Raw genomic sequence first — 19,409 nt, forward strand, 5'->3', positions numbered from 1 at the left:
CATGGCGGACAACAAGGACGACTTCGAGGCGATCCGGCAGATCTACACGGTGCTCATGCTGCACTTCGTGGACGGCATGAAGCAGTCCGACATCGCGCAGGCGATGAACCTGTCGGCCTCCAAGGTCAACCGGCTGATTTCCCAGGGCCGCAAGCTCGGCATGGTGCGGATCGCCATCGAGAGCCCGTTCCAGGGCCTGGTCGACCTGGAAAAGCAACTGACGGCCGTGGACGGCCTCTCGGGCGCCATCGTCACGCCGACGGTCTCCGGCAGTCCCGACACGACCTTGCAGCAGGTCGGCCGTGCCGCCGCCAACCAGTTGCTCGAAACCCTGCGCGACGGCGACGTGATCGCCATTACCGGCGGCAAGGCGATCAGTGCCGTGGTCCAGAACATGCAGCCCGAACGCAGCTTCGACGTCACCGTCGTGCCGCTGACCGGCGGGGTGCAGGGCAAGTTCTACACCGACGTGAACCATCTCGCGACGCGGCTGGCCGAACGGCTGGGTGGACGTTCGATGCTCCTGCACGCGCCCCTCTTCGCCGAGAGCCGCCAGCAGCGCGACACTCTGATGGAGATGGCGTCCATCCGCGACGTGCTCGATCTCGCACGCAAGGCGGCGATCGCGCTCGTCGGCATCGGCTCCATCGCGACGCCGGGGTCGAGCTACTACGACCTCCACCCCCTGCCGAACCTCGATCGCGACGAACTGGTCAAGAGCGGCGTGCGCGGCGAGTTCCTGGCGCATCTGATCCGCGAGGACGGCAAGGTCGCCGACCATCCCCTGAATTCGCGTCTCGTCGCGCTCGAACCGGCCGAACTCGCCCGGTGCCCCCGGACCATTGGCGTGGCGGCCGGCCCAGAGAAGGTGCTGCCCATCCGCGCCGCGCTCAACGGCCGCTTTCTCGACACGCTGATCCTCGACGAAGAGACGGCGGGCGCCGTCCTTCAGACCATGGAGCCTATGCAGAATGTCGCATGAAATGCTTACCCGCGAGATCGGCGGTTCGGGGGTCGAGGCCTCCGCCGTTGGCCTGGGAACCTGGGCCATCGGCGGCTGGATGTGGGGCGGGACCGACGAGGCGCAATCCGTCGCGGCCATCCAATCGGCGATCGGGGAAGGCATCACGCTGATCGACACGGCACCCGCCTACGGGCAGGGACTGTCGGAAGAGATCGTCGGCAAGGCGATCAGGGGGGGCCGCGACGAGGTCGTGCTCGCCACCAAATGCGGCCTGGTTTGGCATACCACGAAGGGCAATCACTTTTTCGACTATGACGGCCGGCCCGTGCACCGCCATCTCGGCCGCGAATCCATCTTCCACGAAGTCGAGCAGAGCCTGAAGCGGCTCGGGACCGACTACATCGACCACTACATCACCCACTGGCAGGACCCGACGACGCCGGTCGCCGAGACGATGGAAGCGCTGAAAGACCTGAAGCGGCAAGGCAAGATCCGCTCGATCGGCGCCAGCAACCTGTCGGTGGGCGACCTCGACGCCTATGTCGCCGTGGGCGGCCTGGACGCGATCCAGGAAGAGTACAGCATGGTCAAGCGTGACATCGAGCGCACGCTCCTGCCGGTCTGCGCCCGCCACGGCATTTCCACGCTCTCCTACTCTTCACTGGCGCTCGGGCTACTCACCGGTCGCATCGGGCCCGAACGGGTGTTCACCGGAGACGACCAGCGCAAGGACAATCCGCGCTTCTCCATCGCCAACCGCCAGAAGGTCGCGCGCCTGATGGCCGAGATAGGGCCGCTGGCGAAGGCGCATGAGGCGACACCCGCGCAGATCGTCATCGCATGGACGATCCGTCAGCCAGGCATCACCTTCGCGCTGTGCGGCGCGCGCGATCCGGGGCAGGCGCGGGAGAATGCCCGGGCGGGTCGCATCCGGCTTTCCGACGAGGAGATCAAGACCATCAGCGAGGCAGCGACGCGACATCTGATCGAACTCGACGCCTGATCGCCGAACCCGAGAGAAGAAGGAACGACGCCGTCCCCGACGGCGAACGACGAGCCATGCCCGGACAAAGAGACGACATCCTCGAACAGCTGCGCCGCGACGGCGCGTTCGACGTCGTCGTGATCGGCGGCGGCATCAACGGCATCGGGGTCTACCGCGAACTGGCCCTGCAGGGTCTGCGCGTGCTCCTCGTCGAGCGACGGGATTTCTGCTCGGGATGCAGCGCCGCGCCGTCGCGTATGATCCACGGCGGGCTGCGCTATCTCGAGAATGGCGAGTTCGACCTCGTGCGGGAGTCGCTGCGCGAGCGCGACGCGCTGCTGTCCAACGCGCCGCACATGGTTCGCCCGCTGCCCACGACGATCCCAATCGACGGCGTGTTCTCGGGCCTCCTGAACGGCGCGGCGGCGTTCCTCGGTCTGTCGGGCAAGCCGGCCAGCCGCGGCGCCTTGCCGATCAAGCTGGGGCTCCTGCTCTACGACTGGACGACCCGGCACCGGCGCCTGATGCCGAAGCACCGCTTCCGCGGCGCGCGCGAGACGATGCGGCTCTGGCCTGCGCTGACCAGGCGGCGGCGATTTTCCGCAACCTACCACGATGCCTGGATCAGCCATCCCGAGCGTCTGGGGGTGGAACTTCTGCTCGACACCGCGCGGCTGGCGCCGGGCTGCGTCACACTGAACCACGCCGAGCTGTCGCGTTCGGGCGATGGCGGCTTCGTGGTGACGGATGCGGTCGGGGGCGCCGTCCTGCCGGTCACCACCCGCGCCATCGTCAACGCCACAGGCGCCTGGCTCGACGAGGCGCTCGAAAAGCTATCCGAATCGGAGGCGGCGGCGCACGCCTTCATCTCCGGCACGAAGGGATCGCACCTGATCCTCGATTGCCCGCCACTGCATGAAGCGCTCGGCGGCCACATGATCTATTTCGAGAACGGCGACGGCCGCGTCTGCATCGTCTTTCCCTACCTCGGCAAGGTGCTCGCCGGTTCGACCGACATCCGCGTCGACAAGGCCGCGCGCGTGCGCTGCGAGCCGGAGGAACGCGACTACATTCTCGGCGCGGTTCGCGAGGTCTTTCCCGGCATCGAGGTGACGCCGGCCGACATCGTGTTCAGCTACAGCGGCATCCGGCCCCTTCCGAAGAGCGACCACGCCTTCACCGGACGGATCTCGCGCGGCCATTTCGTCCATCGGCTCGCCGGCCCCGTACCGCAGTTCTGCATGGTCGGCGGCAAGTGGACGACCTTCCGTGCCTTTGCCGAGCAGACGGCCGACATCGTGCTGGAGGAACTGCGACATCGGCGAGCGCGCGATACAATCGATCTTGCGATCGGCGGCGGCGCGGACTTCCCGAAGGACGTCGCCGACCTCGAGGCGGAACTCGCGGCGCGCCACGGCATAGGCGCCGCCCGCGCGGCGCATCTGGCCGATGTATACGGCACGAAGGCCCGCGACGTGCTTGCCTTCTGCCTCGGCCGCCACGACGACACCACGCTCGTTCCCGGTTGCCCGATTACCGCCGCCGAGATCGTCTTCCTCACACGCAGCGAATACGTCGTGCGGCTCGAGGACATGCTGTTGCGGCGCACGCCGCTGGCGATCCGCGGCGAGGTGTCGGCGGCAATCATCGAGGAGGTCGCCTCGATCATGGCGGCCGAGCTCGGCTGGAGCGAGGAGCGGCGGAGATCGGAAATCGCTACGTTCGTCCGCGACCTCGCCGATTATCACGGCGTCTCGCGCGAGATGCTCGAACGAAGAACCAGCGACAGGAGTGACGTATGCGATTGAGCACCAAGGCCCGCATGAACCGGATGTTCACCAACGGCCGATGCCTCGATGTGGCGGTCGATCACGGTGTCTGCAACGAACCGGGCTTCCTGGTCGGGCTGGAGGACATGCCAGGCGTGGTCGACACGCTGATCCGGGCGAAACCCGACGCCATCCAGATGACCTACGGACAGGCGGACCTCCTGCAGAACCGGCCCGAGAAGGACAAGCCGTCGCTGGTCATGCGCATCGACATGGGCAATCCCTACAATGCCCAGCGCCACCGCTCCATGTGGTCGATGCTGCAGAATCACGAAGAGCCGATAGTCGGCGCGCTGGAGATGGATGCGGCCTGCGTGGTCGTGAACCTTTTCATGCTGCCCGACGAGCCGGAACTCTTCCGGCAGTGCGTGGAAAACATCAGCCGGGTGCGGGCGGACTGCCATCGCTACGGCATGCCGCTGATGATCGAGCCGCTGGTGATGCTGCCCAACGAGGTGCGCGGCGGCTATCAGGTCGACGGCGACGCCGACAAGATCGTCACGCTGGTGCGCCTCGCCTCCGAGATGGGGGCCGACATCATCAAGGCCGATCCGACCGACGATCCGCAGGACTTCCACCGCGTCGTCGAGGCTGCGCGCGTGCCCGTGCTGGTGCGCGGCGGCGGCAAGGAGGACCTGAAGGCGGTGCTAGGCAAGTCCGCCGAACTGATGCACCAGGGGGCACACGGCATGGTCTACGGCCGCAACATCTATCAGCATGCCAACCCGAAGGCGGTGGTCGACGCGCTGATGGCGATCATCCATCGCGGGGCCGACGGCGCCGAGGCCTGGGACGTCTACGGCCGTGGCTGAAGGCGGTCCCTATCTGCTCGGGCTCGACGCGGGCAACACCGTCATCAAGGCGGTGCTGTTCGACGCGACGGGCCAGCAGATCGCCGCCCACGGCATCGACGGGGCCACGCACAAGCCCGCTGCCGGCATGGTCGAGCGTTCCGTCCCGGAGCTCTGGGAGAATGCACGCACGGCGATCGCCGGCTGCCTCGCCACCGCCGCCATCGATCCCGGCGCGATCGCAGCGATCGGCACTGCCGGCCACGGCAATGGGCTCTATCTCCTGGACCGCGACCGCGAGCCACTGATCGGCATCCAGTCGCTGGACATGCGCGCGGCAGCACTCGCGGCCGAACTCGATGCGGCGGTGGGAAAGGAGCTTCACGCGATCTGCCTCCAGCGGCCGTGGCCGTCGCAGACGCCGGTGCTGCTCGCCTGGCTGAAGCGTCACCGCCCCGAGATTTATCACCGGGCCGGGACATTGCTCTTCGCCAAGGACGTGCTCACCACGAGCCTGACGGAGGCCCCCGCCAGCGACATCTCCGACATGTCCGGCGCAGGGCTGCTGCGCCTGCCCGAGGCCGAATACGACACGGACCTGCTCGCACTCTACGGACTGGAGGACGCGCGCGACCTCCTGCCGCCGCTCCATGCGCCCGTGGATGTCGTCGGCGCGGTGACGCGGAAAGCCGCGGAGGCGACGGGGCTCGCCGAGGGAACACCCGTCGTCGCCGGCTACTTCGACGTCATCGCCTCGGCTCTCGGCGCGGGCGCGGGAAGCCCGGGAACGGTCTCGATCGTCGCCGGAAGCTGGTCCATCAACCAGGTCTTCTCGACCCGGCCGGTCCGCGACGACCGCGTCTTCATGGTTTCGGCGGTCGGAGAAAAGCTCTTCGCAAACATGGAAAACAGCGCGACGTCCGCCGCCAATCTCGAATGGTACGTGCGCACGCTGGTCGAGCGCGGCGGCCATCACGACGATCCGTTCGGCGTCGTCAATGCCGCGGTCGCGACCGTGAGCCCCGCTCCCGACGATCCGCTGTTCCACCCATTCCTCTATGGCGGCCGCCTCGGCGCCCACCAGCGCGGCGGCTTTTTCGGGCTCGCCGGCTGGCATGGGGAAGGCCACATGCTGCGCGCGGTGATGGAAGGCGTGACGTTCGAGCATCGGCGCCATGTCGAGGTGCTCGCCCAGGCAGGCGTGACCTCTTCGCAGGCGACGCTGTCGGGCGGCGGCGCCCGCTCGCCGCATTGGCCGCAGATCTTCGCCGACGTGCTCGGGATCCCGGTCTCGGTGGCGCAGGCCGAGGAAACCGGGGCGCTGGGCGCGGCGATCGGCGCGGCCGTGGGAGCGGGTATCCATTCCGACGTCGATGCCGCTGTGAAAGCCATGACCCATGCGGCGCGGAACTACGATCCCGATCCGACAATGCGCGCCTACCACGATCGCCGATACGCGATCTGGACGCGGCTCACCCGCGCCGTCGATCCGCTGTGGCACGAACTCGCGGGCCAGTGACCAGCCGGGTGACGCCCGGCAGACTATTGTCGCGCCAATTCTGCCGTCTGCGACGAGGCGGACGGTGGCCGTGAACTCGTGGCACGCCGGCCGGGAGAGAGTGGCCGACGGCATTGGAATGTTCTTTACTGGCCTTCGCTGCAAGCGCCCGGCAAATCTGCGCCGGCGAGGGGAAGAACGGGGAAGGCTCGATGCAAGTTAGCTCCAGCATGCCGGGGCATCTGATCCGCCGGCTGCATCAGCTCTCGACGCAGGTCTTTCTCCAGAGAGTGCGCGAGGCGGGATACGATCTGACCCCGGTGCAGTTCGCCGCGCTCGACGCTCTTCGGCACAGTCCGGGCATCGACCAAGCCGGCCTTGCGCAGGCGATCGGCAAGGATCGCGCGACCGTCGGCGCGGTGGCCGACCGGCTGGTCCAGAAGGAGTTGGTGACGCGCATCGTCAGCGACCGGGATAAGCGCTCGCGCGAATTGGCCCTGACGGGGGAAGGTGAAGCGACCCTCGCTGCGCTCGAGCCGGTGGTGGAACGGCTGCAGAAGGAGATTCTTCCCGGCCTCGACGATGCCGAATACGAAGCGTTCATCGCGCTTGCCCGAAAGGCGGTGGTGGCGGGGCGGGGTTGAACCGACGCCGGAACACCGCGCCGGGGATCGCCGGCGAACCGTACCGTCCCGGGCATCGGCCAGTCTCCGCCCCGGATTGGCGGAGGCGTCCCGGTTGCCGTGCGCTGTTTGCTACTCCGCCGCCTCGGTCGCCATATTGTCTTCGTGCACGCTCGCATTGCCTGCATTGCCGAACGAGGTCCATCCGCCATCGACGTAGAGGATCGAGCCGTTCACGTAGGATGCCTCCGGCGAGACGAGGAACAGGGCTGCATCGGCGATGTCTTCGGGCAGGCCAAGGTCTCCCATCGGGATGCGGCGCCGGATCGCGGGCGTGTCGATCCGGCCTGCGCGTTCGAGTTCCGCCACCCCCGGCGTCCGGATGTAGCCCGGGGCGATGGTTGCGGTCCGGATTCCGGACGGGGCAAGTTCGGCCGCCATGCAGCGGGTGAGGATGTCAATCCCCGCTTTCGACGCACCATAGGCGTGCCGCGGCGCGAAGGGCAGGAAGGTGTTGATCGAACCGACGTTCAGGATCATCGCGCCCGGACGCATCGCCTTCAGCGCCTCGCGGCTGCAAAGGAAGCTTCCCGCCAGGTTCACGTCCAGCACTGCCTCCAGGTCGCGCGGCGACTGGTCGAGCCCCGGCTTGAATTGATCGGCGATCGCCGCATTGTTGACCATTATGTCGATGCGACCGAAGTGCGAACGGATCGTCGCGAATGCCTCGACGACGCGCTCCTCCGAGGTCACGTCGAGGGCCAGCGCGAGATGCGGCGAACCGAGCGAATTCGCGACCGCCAGCGCGCCCGCACTATCCTGATCGAGCGCCACCACCGTATCGCCGTTTGCGGCGAAGGCGTGCACCATCGCCTCGCCGATGCCGCGGGCGGCGCCCGTCACCACCACGATGCGCCCGTCATGCGGGAGGTCGGGTCGCTCGAGTTCCTCCGCCGGAGTTCCGTCAACCGGCGGATGCGCATCGCCCGGCTGGTTGAAGGAGGCCCAGCCGCCGTCGACGGCGAGCACAGACCCGGTGGCGTAGCGGGCCCGGTCCGACGCCAGAAACCGCAGTGCCTGGGCGATCTCGTCGGGGCGGCCCATGCGGCCCATCGGGACGCGCCTGCGAACCGCCGCGAGATCGGCCTTCCCGAGCCGCTCGAGCTCCGCGACCATCGGCGTGCGGACATAGCCGGGCGCCACCGCGTTGACCCGGAGGCCGCGGGCCGCCCATTCGCAGGCGAGCGATTTGGTGAGCGAGATCAACCCGGCCTTTGAGGCGGCGTAGGCGTTGCGGCGCGGATTGCCGAGGACGCCAGCCAGCGAGGCGGTGTTGACGATCGCGCCGCCCGGTTTCATCCGCCTCGCGGCTTCGCGGGCCATCATGAAAGGTCCGACCATATTGACGCCGATCGCCTTGCGGAAGGCATCGAGCCCCGTCTCGATCGTGGGCGCCATCGTCGGCCCCATGGCGGCGTTGTTGACGAGCACGTCGATCCGGCCGAACCGCTCATCAATCTGCGCGAAGAGCGCGAGTATGTCGGCTTCGCTCGAGACGTCGCAAGCCAGTCCGACGTGTTGCGGCCCGAGCGAGGCCGCGACCTCTGCCACGTCCGTGCCGGCCAGATCGACCGCCACCACGCGGTCTCCGTCGGCGGCGAAAAGCTCGACCAGCGCCCGGCCGATCCCGCCGGCCGCACCCGTGACGACGACCACCCTTCCGGTATCTTCCATGGCGTTCTCCCTTGCGGACTGCTTGCCGCTTCAGACGACGGGCGCGAGGCGGCGGAAAGATCCGTCGCGCCAGATCAGGCCTTCCTCGTCGAGCGACAAGGCTGCGACGACCCTGCCGAAGACGATCGTATGGGTGCCGTGCGAAATCTGCTTCTCGACCTGGCAATCGAACGTGGCCAGAGCGCCGTCGAGCACCGGCGCTCCGGTGACGAGCCGGTCCCAGCCGCCTTCGGCGAAGCGTTCCTCGGGCGTGGCTTCCGTTCCCGTGAAGAGGCGCGCGATCCGGTGCTGTTCCTCGGTCAGGAAGTTGATCGCGAATGCGCCGCTTTCCGCGATCAGGCGTTCGGCCGCCGAGTCCCGGTTGAGGCTGACCAGCACGAGCGGCGGCTCGGTGGAAACCGGGCAGAGCGACGCCGCCGTCAACCCGTTCGCCTCCTCGCCGGATCGCGCGGTAAGCACGAATACTGCGCTCGCCACCTGCCGCATGGCGGACTTGAATTCGCGTTCGCCCACGGCCGGCAGATGCCCGTCGCCGCCATGCCGTGCAGTCCCGCCATCCGGCCGCTTCGGTGCGCGGCGGCCCTTTGCGTCCGGTCGCCCTGGCCGGGGGGAAGACATTGCACCGCCTCTCCGTCGCTCGCATTGTGATCGGATGCCGGTCCGGGGACCGCTTTGATGAGTTGGGAGCGGCGGGCGCTCCCATAGTCGATGTGACGCTCAGCCCGGCGAGATTTCGGCGAGTAGCGCATAGACGGGATCGTCCGGCGATGGCGCGCCGATCGGTTGGCGCGGACCGAAGCGTGTCGCTTCGTCTGCCACCGGGGGCGACTGCTCCTCAACCCAGTCGTAGACGACCGTGCGCCGGGCAACCCGCCATTCGCCGGCGCGCTTCTCGAAGCGGTCGCAGTAGCGTCCCGCGAGCAGGAATTGCCGCACCACGCCTGTGGCGTCGGGCCCGCGCTGGAGTGCGGTGAAATAGCTTTCCACGGCCGCTAAGTCGGATCTCGCGAATTCGATCAGGATGTTGGCCACCTGGTGCACATTGCGTGGCCCGCTCTTGAAGACTTCGAGCGCATGGCGGATGAACCCTTCTGCGGGACCGTCATAGGCCCCGTGGCAATCATGCGCGTCCTCCCAGTACGAGCCGCGCAACGCAGCCTCGTCGGCCCGGTCGATGCCGCGGCAATAGCGGTAGATGCAGTCGCGGATCGCCTCGCGGTCGAGAAGTTCGATGAGTTTAGCCTCGTCCAAAGCCTGGTCCTCCGTCGTTCACGGGGTGGAACTGCGCGTCACGATCAGGGCGTCGAGCGCCACGACGCCCTTGCCGGCCTCGAACACGCGCACGGGATTGAGATCGACGCTGTCGAGGCACCGTTCGTTGGCGGCGGCAAAACGCGACAGTGCCGACAGCATGTCGGCCAGCGCATCGATGTCGGCAGGCGGTGCTCCGCGAGCGCCTTCCAGCACGGGATATCCTCGAATCTCCCGGATCATCCGGTGCGCTTCGGAGACATCGAAGGGCGCGGCCCGGAAGGTCACGTCCTTCAGGACCTCGACGAATATGCCGCCTAGCCCGAACATGACCACGGGACCGAACGAGGGGTCGATCGACACGCCCGCGATCACCTCGACACCGCCCGATATCATCGGCGAGACGAGGAGGCCGTCGATCTGGGCGTCCGGCCGGTGCTCGGCCGCGCGTGCGAGGATCGCCGCTCCCTTCGCGCGCGCCTCGGCTTCGTCCGCGACGCCGATGGCGACGCCGCCGATCTCGGTCTTGTGAGCGATGTCGGGCGAGGCGATCTTGATCACGCAGGGAAAGCCGATGGATACCGCCACCGCGCCGACGTCGTCTCCGGGACCCGCGAGCGCCTCGGCGGGAAAGCGGATGCCCGCTGCGGAGAGGATTGTCTTGGCCTGGTGTTCGCCGAGCGGGCCCGCGCCGAGCGTCGCGGGCGCGGGGAGCGGGGCGTCGCTTTCCTTCTGCCTGGCGCGGTCGAAGCTCTCGCGGAAATGAACCAGCGCGCCAAGGGCGGTCATGAGCGCGGTGCCGTCCTCGTTCACAATGAAGCCATGTGCTTCGTAGGACCGAACGATTTCAGGCGGCGCCGACATGGTGAGCGACATGATCGTGGATGCCGACGAGCGGGAAGCCGTCTCCAGCATTTCGCGCAACCGATGAGCGAAGGTGGGGCTCGCCGGGCCGCTTCCGAAGATGCCGGTGAAGAAGTCGTAGCCGCCCTTTTCGAGCATCGCCGCCACGTAGCTCGTCATCAACGGCAGGTCGGTGAGAGCCTGCGCGGTGGCATCAACCGGATTGCGCGGAGAGGCGTAGGGCAGCATGGCCTTGAGTTTCCGCTGCGCGTCCTCCGGCATCGGCGCGACGTCGAGGCCCGCCGCTTCCGCGTCGTCTGCCATCTGGATGCCGAAGCCGCCCGACAGCGTGAAGATGCCGATCCTGTTGCTCTTGGGATAGACACCGCGGGCGCATGCCTGGGCAACGTCCAGCTGTTCGGCCGTGGTGCGGGCGCGCCAGACACCGTACTGCCGGAAGACGGCGTCGAAGACGGCGTCTGAACCGGCAAGCGCGGCGGTATGGGAACTGACCGCGTGAGCACCGACTTCGGAGCGGCCGACCTTCATGAAGACGATCGCCTTTTCCCGCTTCTGCGCAACATGGAGCGCATCGAGAAAGACATCGCGGTTCCGGATGCCTTCGGCATAGGCCATCACGACGTTGATGTCGGGCTGCTCCACCGTCCAGCGCAGCGCCTCGGCCACGTCGATGTCGCATTCATTGCCGGTGGTGATGAACTTGCCGATGCCCATGCCCCGCTGCCGCGCCAGGTGCGCGATGTGCGAGCCGTAGGCGCCGCTCTGCGAGACGATACCGACCGGGCCGGGCTGCATGAGCGTCCCGTCGAGCATGGCCGAAAAGGTGCCGTACCAGCCGGTCGCGGGACTGAAGACGCCGAGGCAATTCGGACCGAGAAGCCGCATGCCGCTTTCGCGGGCGATGCCGGTCATCTCCTCCTGCAGGGCACGGCCCGCGTCGTCGGCCTCCGCGAACCCGGCCGAAAAGACGATCGCAGCCTTGACCTTGCGCGCCGCGCAGGCGCGCACGGCGTCCAGCGTTCCGGCGGCGGGGACCGCGAGGATCGCGACGTCAGGCGTCTCGGGCAGGTCAGCCACCGAGGCATAGCTGCGCAATCCCTGCACCGTGTCGCGCCGGGGATTCACCGGAAAGACGGTGCCGGCGAACCCGGCTTCGCGAAGATAGCGCAGCGGACGGCCGCCGATGCGCTGGGGATCGTCGGAGGCGCCGATCAGCGCGACCGAATTCGGTGCCAGGAGCGGGGCGAGGGAGTTCATTCGCTCGAGCATCGGTCGCTCCCGTCCTCCTCGAGAAGGGGGATTCCGAAACGTGCTTCCGGGAGGCCGCGGACGCCCAGCCCCCCGATGGCGTAGAGGCATCCGCCCTGCGGGTGGCGCGAAATGGCGCGGCCCGATCCTGAATCCTTGATCGAGGTGACATAAAGCGTCGAGAGGTCGTCGCCGCCGAAGGCCACGCAGGAAGGCATGTCCGTCGGCGCGTCGATCAGGCGGTCGAGTTTCCCGCGCGGCGTGAAGCGGGCGATCTTCCCGACCTGGACGAGGCAGACCCAGAGGCAGCCCTCCGCGTCCACTGTCGCGCCGTCGGGACCCGAATCGAACACGTCGGTGTCGACGAGAATTCGCGGATCGCCGATCTCTGTATCGCCCGGACCATAGGAAAAAGCCCGGATCGTGCGATCGAGGCTGTCGGAGAAATACATCGTCCGTCCATCGGGGCTGAAACACAGCGAATTGAAAATGCGGATTCCGGTGGCGAAAATGCTGGAGCGGCCGTCGCGGTCGACCCGCCACAGCTTGCCGAGCGGATCGGCGTTGATGCCCATCGTGCCGCACAGGAACCGACCGTAGCGGTCGTTCTTGCCGTCGTTGAAGCGGACCTTCCGGTCGACAGGTTCCGGTATCATCAGCGGCTCGAAACCACCGGTGGCAAGGTCGAGCAGATAGATTCCGTCGACCAGCCCCACGACAAGCGTTCCGCCTTTGCCGAGCGCGATCGAACCGACCATCGAGGGCGTGGTCCAGGCCTCGAACGCGCCGGAACCCGGAACATGGCAACGGATGACGCGCGACACGCCGTCGACCCAGTAGAGCCGCTTGTTGTCATGATCCCAGACGGGGCTTTCGCCGAGGAGGTCCGGCGTCTCGGAGACGAGGGAGCAGTTGATCGTCATGTGCGGGCCGGCCGGTGAAAAGGGAGGGGCGGAGGGGATTGCCCCTCCACCCCGCGAGCCTTGGGAGGCTTACTTGAGCAACGCGCAGTTGCTCTCGGATACCGGGCGCCAGGCATCTGCGGCCGGGACGACGCCGGTGATGGTGTAGTAGTCGTAGTCGCTCTTGGACTCGTCCGGGCTCTTGATGGTGGCGGCGTACATGGGCCGCATCACCTGGCCGTCGGCGCGGATGGTCACATCCTTCATCTCGAAGTCGTTGACCGGCGTTTCGTGCATGGCCTTGACGACCGCCTCGCCGTCGTCCGTGCCGGTGGACTTGACGGCCTTGAGGTAGTGGTTGACCGCGCTGTATGTGCCGGCCATCGTCTCGTTCGGCGTGCGGCCCCGGAAGCGCTCGCGGAAGCGCTCACCGAACTCGCGCGTCTCGTCATTGTAGTCCCAGTAGAAGGGCGTGACGATCTGCAGGCCCTGCGCCACCTGCAGCCCGATGCCGTGGACCTGATTGATCTGAACGCCGAGCGGGGCGAGTTTCTGGCCGGCGGCCGTGATGCCGAACTCCTGCGCCTGCTTGATCACGTTGGCGAAGTCGGAGCCGGAGTTGGCCAGCGCGATCACCTTCGCGCCGCTGGCCTGCGCCTGCAGCAGGTAGGACGAGAAGTCGTTCGAATTCAGCGGATGCAGGACCGAACCCACGACCTTGCCGCCGGCATCCTCGATGAACTTCGTCGTATCGGCCTGCCACTGCTTGCCGAAGGTGTAGTCGACGGTGATGAAGAACCAGGTGTCCTCGCCTGCTTCCACCAGCGATTTCGCCGTCGCCTTGGGCAGCGAATAGGTGTCGAGCACCCACTGCATGCTGTACGGCGTGCAGGCATCGTTGGTGAGCGAGGACGAGGCCGTTCCCGCCAGCATGTAGGGCTTCTTCTTCTCGGCCATCATCGTCTGCACGGCGAGCGCGATGGAGGAGGCGGAACCGCCGACGATGGCGTCCACGCCTTCCTCGTCGACCCACTTCTGCGCGATGGCCGCGCCGATGTCGGGCTTGTTCTGGTCGTCGGCAATGACGAGCTCGATCTTCTTTCCGTCGATCTCACCGCCGAAATCCTCGATCGCCATGCGGGCGGCCTCGACGGAGCCCGGGCCGCCGTTGTCGGCGTAGGGGCCGGACTGGTCGGCCATGATGCCGATCTTGATCACGTCGCCCGAGATGCCCTGCGCCAGCGCTGCCGATGCCAGCGCCGTTGTGCCTGCGAGCACTGCGGCGAAGGCCGCGAAACCCCTGATCTTCTTCATGTCATTTTCCTCCACTTTGATCTCCGGACTATCTCCACCGCGCCGGAAGCGGGTTGCACATCCGGCGCATCGCGCCGGCAGATCTCACGAAAACGCGAATGTCATGGCGCCGTCGACCAGCATCATGTCGCCGCTCACCCACGCCGACTCCGCGCTGGCGAGGAAGAGCGCCGCGTTGGCCACGTCCTGCGGTTCGCCGAGCCGTCCGAGCGGCACCTTCTGCCTGCGCCGCTCCCAGCCGTCCTCGTCCACGACGCGGTTGGCGCCATCGGTGCGCGTCGATCCCGGCGCGATGGCGTTGACGCGGATGTTCATGGGGCCGAACTCCGCCGCGGCCGATCGTGTCGAGGCTTGAACGGCGGCCTTGACGGCGCTGTACATGATGCCGTGACGCAGCGCGATGAGTGCGGCCGGGGATGCGATGTTGATGATCGATCCGCCTCCGGCATCCCGCATCTGCGGAACCACGGCCTGATATCCCCACACGACGCCCTTGAACCCGACGTCGATCATGCGGCCGACCGTGGTCTCGTCCTGCTCGAGCAGGGAGCCGTAGCGGTTCCACATGGCGTTGTTGACGAGCACCGTGACGGGACCAAAGGCATCGGACAGCGCCGCGGCTGCGGCGAAGACATCGGTGCGGTTGGCGACGTTCCCGACCAGCGGGATCGCGTTTCCGCCGGCGTTCTTGATGGCGTCGGCCGCTTCACTCGAGATTTCGGGCTTGAGGTCGAGGACGCCCACCGCGGCGCCTTCGCGAGCAAAGGTTTCGGAGATGGCGCGACCGATCCCCCGTCCTCCTCCCGTGACCAGCGCCACTAGACCTTCAAGCCGCCCCGACATGCGCGTCCTTTCAAGCATTCCTGTTCCACCCGGACGGTTTCCAAAACGCTGCCAAAGCTGCTTTGGCCTGGCTCGAAACCGTCAGCCCGACGGCGCGATCAAACGCTTCCCCTTTCGCGATGCGCGCGAAAGATCCGACATGCGTTTTTTCCGCCGTCCAACATCTATCGAAGGTTCCAGGCAACCCGGGCGGTACGGCCCGGTTTCCTCCCGAAGCGGGCTCGCCCTGGGGCGCCCGTCTTTTCCTTCCTCCCAGGACCGGATGGTGTCCGGTCTTGACGAGAGGCAACTTGTCATGCGCAGTGCGGTGAGGCCAGAAGCAATTCCTACGTAGCGAGCAGTTTCACATTCTTGAAAATGACGATCGCTGGGAGGAGCGTTCGATGCAGAATTCCCAGGTGAAGTCCGCGACGCGGGCCATCGAGATACTCGAGTACTTCAAGCTGTTCAGGCAGCCGCGCGCGATGTCGGAGATTGCGCTCGCTCTCGGATATCCGCAGTCGAGCACCACCGTGCTCCTCAAGACGCTCGTCACGCTGGGCTATCTCAACTTCGATCGCAAGGAGAGGCTTTATTTCCCGACCCCCAAGGTGACCGCGCTGGGAGACTGGGTGCCGCGTGCGCTGTTCGGAACGGGGAGGGTGCTGGAAGCCTTGCGGGACGTGCACGCCGCGACGGGCGAAACCGCCTCGATCAACACGCGCAACGATGTCTATCTGCAGTACGTCAAGATCATCCAGTCGGTGCACGCGCTTCGCTTCCACGTGGACGAAGGCACGCTGCGTCCGCTCACGCAGTCGGCCGTCGGCTGGCTCCTGCTATCCACCATGTCCGACGACAAGATCGACAACACGGTGCGCCGCGCCAACATCGCGACGCCCAGGGCAGCCGATCGCGTCAAGGTTTCCGACATGATGGAGCGGGTGCGCGAGATCCGGCAGCAGGGCTACGCCTGGACGGAGAATGTCCCGTTCCTCGGCGGCGGCACGGTCTGCGTGCTTCTGCCGATCACGATCCAGAACCAGCCAGCCACGATCGGCGTGGGTGGCGCTGCCGAGCGTGTCCGGCAGAACCGCGAGCGCTACCTCGCCATCCTCCAGCGCGCGGCCCGGTCGGTCGCGCCGACCGACCCGTTCGACCAGCCGATCGACATCGAGTTCTGAACGGGCCGTTCCGCCCGAAGACCGCGGCGTCCGGAGGGTCAGACCGTCTGGACGGGCTTGTTGGCGTCGATGGTGGCCGTTGCGGCCCTGCGGCCGCGCAAATAGCGCGCAAGCGCGTCGAGCTCGCCGACGAAACCGCGGCGGAAGAAGACGATCACCACCAGCAGGATCACGCCCTGGCTGATCAATGCCCATTCGCCGAAGCCGGCGAGATAGTCGTTCAGCATGATGATGATGCCCGCCCCGAAGATCGGGCCCGTCAACGTGCCGAGGCCGCCAAGCAGCGTCATCAGGATCACCTCGGCCGAGATCGGCCAGGATGCGTCCGTAAGCGTGGCGAACTGATAGACGGTCGCCTTCATGCCGCCGGCGATGCCGGCCATCGTGGCCGACAGCACGAAGGCGAGAAGCTTGACGCGCTCGGGATCGAAGCCGAGCGACTCCACACGCGGCTGGTTGTCCCGGACGGCCTTCAGCACCTCGCCATAGGGCGAATGGACGATGCGGTAGTAGACGAAGACGCAGACCAGCGTCACCGCGAGCACCACATAGTAGAAAACCGAATTGTCCGACACGTCGAACAAGCCGAAAAGGGCGTTCCGCGGGATGGCCTGCATTCCGTCCTCGCCGCCCGTGAAGGACGACTGCAGGAAGATGAAGTAGACGAACTGCGAGAAGGCGAGCGTGATCATCGCGAACTGAATACCCTGCCGGCGGATCGCCAGCATGCCGATGACCAGGCCCAGCAGGCCGCTGAAGATGCCGCCGCACAGGATTGCCAGTTCGAGCGAGAGCGGCGTCGTCTTGAGCAGGTGGCCGGTGATGTAGGCGGCGCCGCCGAAAAACATCGCATGCCCGAAGCACAGCAGGCCCGAATAGCCGAGCAGCAGGTTGAACGAGCAGGCGAAGACGACGAAGCACAGGATCGTCATGAGCGTGACGGAGTAGAAGTAGAAGGGCGCGACGAGGAGTAGCGGGACCGCGATCAGGGCGGCGAAGAGCGAAAGTCTCATCAGTTGGCCTCCCGTCCGCTGAAGATGCCTTGCGGGCGCAGATAGAGCGCCACCGTCATGAACAGGAAGATCACAACGCTCGCGGCTTCTGGATAAAAGACCTTCGTCAGGCCTTCCACGATGCCGAGCATGTAGCCCGTCGCGACGGCCCCGATGATCGAGCCCATGCCGCCGATGACGACGACCGCGAAGACGACGATCATCAGGCTCGAACCCATCGAGGGCGAGACCTGGTAGATCGGTGCCGCCAGCACGCCGCAGAGACCGGCGAGCCCCACGCCGAACCCGTATGTCAGCGTCATCAGCTTGGGCACGTTGATGCCGAAGGTCTGCACGATCTGCGGGTTCTCGTTGGCCGCGCGCAGGTAGGCGCCGAGCTTGGTGTGGTCGATCAAGAGCCACGTGCCCACGCAGGTGACGACCGAAAACGCCACCACCCAGAGGCGGTAGTAGGGCATGAACATGAAGCCCAGATTGACGCCGCCTGGTATCGGGTTGTCGTAGGGCAACCCCGTCGAACCGTACTGGATCCGAACCAGCCCCTCCACGATCAGGGCGACGGCGTAGGTGGCGAGCAGGCTGTAGAGGTGATCGAGACCAGCCAGCGGTCGCAACAGCACGCGTTCGAGAAAGATGCCGAAGAGCGCGACGGCGAAGGGCGCAAGGACCAGCGAAGGCCAGTAGCCGATACCGAGATAGTTCAGGAGGAGCCAGGCGCAGAAGGCTCCGAGCATGTACTGCGCGCCGTGGGTGAAGTTGATGACGTGCATCATGCCGAAGATGATGACGAGACCCATGGACAGCATGGCGTAGAAGGAGCCGTTGATCAGGCCGATCAGGACCTGTCCGAGCAGGAGTTGCGTGCTGATGCCATCGAACATTGCTCACACTCCCAGATAGGATTTGACGCGGTTCATATCCGCTGCCAGCTCGGCGTTGGTCATGCGGTCGACCACCTTGCCGTTCTCGACGACGACGTGCCGGTCGGCGACGAGGCGGGCGAAGCGCAGGTTCTGTTCAACGAGGATGATGGTGAATCCCTTGGCCTTGAGCCTCCTGATGATCTCGCCGATCTCCTTGACGACCACCGGCGCCAGGCCTTCGCTCGGCTCGTCGAGGAGAAGCAGCCGCGCGCCGGTGCGCAGGATGCGTGCGATCGCCAGCATCTGCTGCTCGCCGCCCGAAAGCTTGGTGCCCTGGCTAGCCGACCGCGCCCGGAGATTGGGAAAGGTCTCGAAGATTTCCGCCTCGGTCATCCCGCCCGGCTTCAGCACGGGCGGCAAGAACAGGTTTTCCTTGACCGAGAGCGAGGAAAAGATCGCCCGCTCCTCGGGACAGTATCCGATGCCGAGGCGTGCGATCTCGAACGGGCGCATCCCGATGAGATCGCGACCTTCGAAGCGGATCGCGCCGGTCTTCTTTTGCAGGAGCCCGACGATCGAGCGCAGCGTGGTCGTCTTGCCGGCTCCGTTGCGGCCGATGAGGGTAACGAGCTCGCCCGGCCGCACGTCGAACGCCATGCCGTGCAAGACACGCGACTCGGCGTACCACGCGCTCAGGTCGTTCACCTCGAGAAGGGTCTCGCCGGTTCCGGTCTCCGCCGGAGCGAGAGTTTCAGCGCCGCTATTCATCGATGCCTCCCATGTAGGCTTCGACGACGCGCGGATCGTTGGAGACGTCCTTATAGGAGCCCTCCGCTAGCACTTCTCCGTGCTGCAGCACGGTGATCCGGTCGCACAGCGTCGAGACGACCGAAAGATTGTGTTCCACGAGCAGCACGGTGCGGCCGACGGCCACCCGCTTGATGAGGTCGGTGATAGGCTCGATGTCTTCGTGTCCCATCCCCGCCGTCGGCTCGTCGAGAAGCATGACGCGCGGCTCGAGCGCGAGTGTCGTCGCGATCTCCAGCGCCCGCTTCTTGCCGTAGGACAAGGCTGCGGCCGGGCTGTCGCGGTTGTCCTGGATGCCGACCTGCTCGAGCAGCTCCTCGGCGCGCCGGTTGAGCGGCGCGACCGCCCGAAGCGAGCGCCAGAAGTGGTAGCCCGTCCCGAAGGAGGACTGCAGCGCGACGCGTACGTTCTCGAGCACCGTCAGATGCGGGAAGATCGCCGAGATCTGGAAGGAACGGACCAGCCCGCGCCGCGCGACCTCGGAGGTGCGCATGCGCGAGATGTCCTCTCCGTCGAGCAGGATGCGTCCCCGGGTAGGCGTCAGCGTCTTGGTCAGAAGGTTGAAGCAGGTCGTCTTGCCGGCACCGTTCGGTCCGATCAGCGCATGGATGGATCCCCGCCTAACCGACAGGTTCACGTCCTTCACCGCCGCGAAGCCGCCGAAGACCTTCGTCAGGCCTTCGCCGACCAGCGCCTTGTCCGCGATTTCAGCGGCGG

The 19,409-nt window shown here is 66.5% G+C and carries 18 protein-coding genes; 7 read left to right on the plus strand and 11 right to left on the minus strand.

Annotated features, from left to right (window positions below; all coding sequences use genetic code 11):
• Position 1: 1 nt before the first annotated feature.
• The 6 genes from BSQ44_RS07905 (at position 2) to BSQ44_RS07930 (ending at position 6,711) form a co-directional block, all read left to right on the plus strand.
• Positions 2 to 982: a sugar-binding transcriptional regulator gene (locus BSQ44_RS07905; RefSeq protein ID WP_072602809.1), complete on the plus strand. Its 981-nt coding sequence runs from the start codon at positions 2 to 4 to the stop codon at positions 980 to 982.
• On the plus strand, positions 972 to 1,967 hold the full coding sequence (locus BSQ44_RS07910; protein ID WP_072602811.1) for an aldo/keto reductase: 996 nt from the start codon (positions 972 to 974) through the stop codon (positions 1,965 to 1,967). Before BSQ44_RS07905 ends, BSQ44_RS07910 begins: the two co-directional genes overlap by 11 nt.
• 56 nt (positions 1,968 to 2,023) lie before the next feature.
• Complete coding sequence (locus BSQ44_RS07915) at positions 2,024 to 3,757, plus strand: glycerol-3-phosphate dehydrogenase/oxidase (protein ID WP_072602814.1); 1,734 nt, start codon at positions 2,024 to 2,026, stop codon at positions 3,755 to 3,757.
• Complete coding sequence (locus tag BSQ44_RS07920) at positions 3,748 to 4,590, plus strand: class I fructose-bisphosphate aldolase (RefSeq protein WP_072602816.1); 843 nt, start codon at positions 3,748 to 3,750, stop codon at positions 4,588 to 4,590. The genes BSQ44_RS07915 and BSQ44_RS07920 overlap by 10 nt, the downstream gene beginning before the upstream one ends.
• The gene (locus BSQ44_RS07925) at positions 4,583 to 6,088 is read left to right on the plus strand and encodes an FGGY-family carbohydrate kinase (protein ID WP_072602818.1); all 1,506 of its coding nucleotides are present in this window, start codon (positions 4,583 to 4,585) and stop codon (positions 6,086 to 6,088) included. The genes BSQ44_RS07920 and BSQ44_RS07925 overlap by 8 nt, the downstream gene beginning before the upstream one ends.
• A gap of 191 nt (positions 6,089 to 6,279) precedes the next feature.
• Entirely contained in the window at positions 6,280 to 6,711 is a 432-nt protein-coding gene (locus BSQ44_RS07930) for a MarR family winged helix-turn-helix transcriptional regulator (protein ID WP_072602820.1), read from the plus strand.
• Positions 6,712 to 6,822: 111 nt separating this feature from the next.
• Here BSQ44_RS07930 and BSQ44_RS07935 read toward each other — a convergent pair whose 3' ends face one another.
• From BSQ44_RS07935 to BSQ44_RS07965, 7 genes are all read right to left on the minus strand, one after another.
• The gene (locus BSQ44_RS07935) at positions 6,823 to 8,424 is read right to left on the minus strand and encodes an SDR family oxidoreductase (RefSeq protein WP_072602822.1); all 1,602 of its coding nucleotides are present in this window, start codon (positions 8,422 to 8,424) and stop codon (positions 6,823 to 6,825) included.
• A gap of 30 nt (positions 8,425 to 8,454) precedes the next feature.
• Entirely contained in the window at positions 8,455 to 9,042 is a 588-nt protein-coding gene (locus BSQ44_RS07940) for a flavin reductase family protein (protein WP_083534574.1), read from the minus strand.
• A gap of 99 nt (positions 9,043 to 9,141) precedes the next feature.
• Positions 9,142 to 9,675: a nuclear transport factor 2 family protein gene (locus BSQ44_RS27260; RefSeq protein ID WP_072602824.1), complete on the minus strand. Its 534-nt coding sequence runs from the start codon at positions 9,673 to 9,675 to the stop codon at positions 9,142 to 9,144.
• 18 nt (positions 9,676 to 9,693) lie between these two features.
• A complete protein-coding gene (locus tag BSQ44_RS07950) occupies positions 9,694 to 11,808 on the minus strand; it encodes an acetate--CoA ligase family protein (RefSeq protein WP_072602826.1) in 2,115 nt (704 codons plus the stop codon).
• On the minus strand, positions 11,793 to 12,710 hold the full coding sequence (locus BSQ44_RS07955; RefSeq protein ID WP_072602828.1) for an SMP-30/gluconolactonase/LRE family protein: 918 nt from the start codon (positions 12,708 to 12,710) through the stop codon (positions 11,793 to 11,795). Before BSQ44_RS07955 ends, BSQ44_RS07950 begins: the two co-directional genes overlap by 16 nt.
• Positions 12,711 to 12,779: 69 nt before the next feature.
• Positions 12,780 to 14,003, minus strand: coding sequence for an ABC transporter substrate-binding protein (locus tag BSQ44_RS07960; protein ID WP_072602830.1), 1,224 nt, complete (start codon positions 14,001 to 14,003; stop codon positions 12,780 to 12,782).
• An 84-nt stretch (positions 14,004 to 14,087) separates the two neighbouring features.
• Positions 14,088 to 14,864 carry a glucose 1-dehydrogenase gene (locus BSQ44_RS07965; protein ID WP_210187926.1) on the minus strand — a complete coding sequence of 259 codons (777 nt, stop codon included), beginning with the start codon at positions 14,862 to 14,864 and terminating at the stop codon, positions 14,088 to 14,090.
• Positions 14,865 to 15,229: 365 nt separating this feature from the next.
• Between BSQ44_RS07965 and BSQ44_RS07970 the strand changes: the two genes are divergently transcribed.
• On the plus strand, positions 15,230 to 16,009 hold the full coding sequence (locus tag BSQ44_RS07970) for an IclR family transcriptional regulator (RefSeq protein WP_072602832.1): 780 nt from the start codon (positions 15,230 to 15,232) through the stop codon (positions 16,007 to 16,009).
• A 38-nt stretch (positions 16,010 to 16,047) separates the two neighbouring features.
• Here the strand turns inward: BSQ44_RS07970 and BSQ44_RS07975 are convergent, their stop codons facing one another.
• The 4 genes from BSQ44_RS07975 to BSQ44_RS07990 are packed head-to-tail and all read right to left on the minus strand — an operon-like array spanning position 16,048 to position 19,398.
• On the minus strand, positions 16,048 to 17,022 hold the full coding sequence (locus BSQ44_RS07975; protein WP_072602834.1) for a branched-chain amino acid ABC transporter permease: 975 nt from the start codon (positions 17,020 to 17,022) through the stop codon (positions 16,048 to 16,050).
• Positions 17,022 to 17,903, minus strand: coding sequence for a branched-chain amino acid ABC transporter permease (locus BSQ44_RS07980; protein WP_072602836.1), 882 nt, complete (start codon positions 17,901 to 17,903; stop codon positions 17,022 to 17,024). Before BSQ44_RS07980 ends, BSQ44_RS07975 begins: the two co-directional genes overlap by 1 nt.
• 3 nt (positions 17,904 to 17,906) lie before the next feature.
• Positions 17,907 to 18,653: an ABC transporter ATP-binding protein gene (locus BSQ44_RS07985; RefSeq protein ID WP_072602838.1), complete on the minus strand. Its 747-nt coding sequence runs from the start codon at positions 18,651 to 18,653 to the stop codon at positions 17,907 to 17,909.
• The gene (locus BSQ44_RS07990; protein ID WP_072607931.1) at positions 18,646 to 19,398 is read right to left on the minus strand and encodes an ABC transporter ATP-binding protein; all 753 of its coding nucleotides are present in this window, start codon (positions 19,396 to 19,398) and stop codon (positions 18,646 to 18,648) included. The genes BSQ44_RS07985 and BSQ44_RS07990 overlap by 8 nt, the downstream gene beginning before the upstream one ends.
• Positions 19,399 to 19,409 lie beyond the last annotated feature (11 nt).

The sequence above is a fragment of the Aquibium oceanicum genome (assembly GCF_001889605.1).
Taxonomy (GTDB): Bacteria; Pseudomonadota; Alphaproteobacteria; order Rhizobiales; family Rhizobiaceae; genus Aquibium; species Aquibium oceanicum.

Excerpts from the sequence above, each read along its gene's own strand:
- BSQ44_RS07905 (WP_072602809.1), top strand. The coding sequence starts at position 2 with ATGGCGGACAACAAGGACGACTTCGAGGCGATCCGGCAGATCTACACG.
- BSQ44_RS07910 (WP_072602811.1), top strand. The coding sequence starts at position 972 with ATGTCGCATGAAATGCTTACCCGCGAGATCGGCGGTTCGGGGGTCGAG.
- BSQ44_RS07915 (WP_072602814.1), top strand. The coding sequence starts at position 2,024 with ATGCCCGGACAAAGAGACGACATCCTCGAACAGCTGCGCCGCGACGGC.
- BSQ44_RS07920 (WP_072602816.1), top strand. The coding sequence starts at position 3,748 with ATGCGATTGAGCACCAAGGCCCGCATGAACCGGATGTTCACCAACGGC.
- BSQ44_RS07930 (WP_072602820.1), top strand. The coding sequence starts at position 6,280 with ATGCAAGTTAGCTCCAGCATGCCGGGGCATCTGATCCGCCGGCTGCAT.
- BSQ44_RS07935 (WP_072602822.1), bottom strand. The coding sequence starts at position 8,424 with ATGGAAGATACCGGAAGGGTGGTCGTCGTCACGGGTGCGGCCGGCGGG.
- BSQ44_RS07940 (WP_083534574.1), bottom strand. The coding sequence starts at position 9,042 with ATGTCTTCCCCCCGGCCAGGGCGACCGGACGCAAAGGGCCGCCGCGCA.
- BSQ44_RS07950 (WP_072602826.1), bottom strand. The coding sequence starts at position 11,808 with ATGCTCGAGCGAATGAACTCCCTCGCCCCGCTCCTGGCACCGAATTCG.
- BSQ44_RS07955 (WP_072602828.1), bottom strand. The coding sequence starts at position 12,710 with ATGACGATCAACTGCTCCCTCGTCTCCGAGACGCCGGACCTCCTCGGC.
- BSQ44_RS07960 (WP_072602830.1), bottom strand. The coding sequence starts at position 14,003 with ATGAAGAAGATCAGGGGTTTCGCGGCCTTCGCCGCAGTGCTCGCAGGC.
- BSQ44_RS07965 (WP_210187926.1), bottom strand. The coding sequence starts at position 14,864 with ATGCTTGAAAGGACGCGCATGTCGGGGCGGCTTGAAGGTCTAGTGGCG.
- BSQ44_RS07970 (WP_072602832.1), top strand. The coding sequence starts at position 15,230 with ATGCAGAATTCCCAGGTGAAGTCCGCGACGCGGGCCATCGAGATACTC.
- BSQ44_RS07975 (WP_072602834.1), bottom strand. The coding sequence starts at position 17,022 with ATGAGACTTTCGCTCTTCGCCGCCCTGATCGCGGTCCCGCTACTCCTC.
- BSQ44_RS07980 (WP_072602836.1), bottom strand. The coding sequence starts at position 17,903 with ATGTTCGATGGCATCAGCACGCAACTCCTGCTCGGACAGGTCCTGATC.
- BSQ44_RS07985 (WP_072602838.1), bottom strand. The coding sequence starts at position 18,653 with ATGAATAGCGGCGCTGAAACTCTCGCTCCGGCGGAGACCGGAACCGGC.